Origin of the sequence: Zhongshania sp. (assembly GCF_041584495.1) — a bacterium.
GTDB lineage: Bacteria > Pseudomonadota > Gammaproteobacteria > Pseudomonadales > Spongiibacteraceae > Spongiibacter.
The window spans coordinates 1-1,064 of sequence record NZ_JBFHDY010000327.1 but is presented as its reverse complement, the minus strand read 5'-3'; the positions used below and the strand labels follow the sequence as shown (position 1 = coordinate 1,064).

The 1,064-nt window shown below is 49.7% G+C and carries 2 protein-coding genes; both read right to left on the bottom strand.

What is annotated here, in order from left to right; all coding sequences use genetic code 11:
* Window positions 1–30 precede the first annotated feature (30 nt).
* The gene (rplC, locus tag ABYP33_RS19585; RefSeq protein ID WP_373093074.1) at window positions 31–675 is read right to left on the bottom strand and encodes a 50S ribosomal protein L3; all 645 of its coding nucleotides are present in this window, start codon (window positions 673–675) and stop codon (window positions 31–33) included.
* Between the two features lie 119 nt (window positions 676–794).
* On the bottom strand, window positions 795–1,064 hold a 270-nt coding region (gene rpsJ / locus ABYP33_RS19580), incomplete at its 5' end, for a 30S ribosomal protein S10 (protein ID WP_373093073.1).

Sequence of the window (1,064 nt, the reverse complement as noted above, 5' to 3'; positions counted from 1 at the left end):
TCGCAATACTTAATTCCATTGCATCGCCCCCTAGGATTTTTTAGCTTTTACAGCAGGACGTACGAATACATCACCACCTGGAGCACCTGGAACCGCACCCTTGACCAAAATCAAGTTGCGCTCAGCGTCCACACGAACAACCTCAAGCGTCTGAACCGTTACGCGCTCAGCGCCCATATGACCCGACATCTTCTTGCCTTTAAACACTCGACCAGGCGTTTGACACTGACCAATTGAGCCGTTAGAACGGTGAGACAAAGAGTTACCATGAGTTGCATCTTGCATGGAAAAGTTCCAGCGCTTAATACCGCCCTGAAAACCCTTACCTTTAGACTGACCAGTGACATCAACCTTTTGGCCCGCCTCGAATGCAGTAACAGTTAGCTCAACACCAACCTCAGGGGCCTCTTCACCCTGCTCCAAACGAAACTCCCACAAACCACGGCCAGCCTCAACTCCGACTTTTGCAAAGTGACCTGCTTCTGCTTTAGGGATACGCGATGCTTTGCGAGCGCCAGTAGTAATCTGGATCGCCCTATAGCCATCGACATCATCTGCCTTGACACGAGTAACGCGATTAGGATCAACCTCAATCACGGTTACCGGAATAGAAATACCGTCTTCTGTAAAAACGCGCGTCATGCCGCTTTTACGACCGACCAAACCTATAGTCATTGCTCCAACCTCTCAGTGTACGGGGCTAACACCCTCTATGGCCGCGCTTTAACACGCGTTACACAACCCAGGGCCAGCCCCCGAGCGGGTCTGAAAAAATATTCAGTGTTTACTTGTTTTTAGCCGAGGCTAATTTGAACTTCTACACCAGCCGCCAAATCTAACTTCATCAGCGCGTCTACAGTTTTTTCTGTAGGCTCTACGATATCCAACATGCGCTTATGGGTGCGGATATCATACTGATCACGCGCATCCTTGTTTACATGTGGAGAGACCATGATTGTAAAACGCTCTTTGCGCGTTGGCAGAGGAATTGGACCTCTAACCTGAGCACCAGTACGTTTTGCAGTGTCCACAATCTCTTGCGTAGACGCATCAATGAGGCGGTG

Coding starts and splice junctions, on each gene's coding strand:
- rplC (WP_373093074.1), bottom strand. CDS start 675: ATGACTATAGGTTTGGTCGGTCGTAAAAGCGGCATGACGCGCGTTTTT.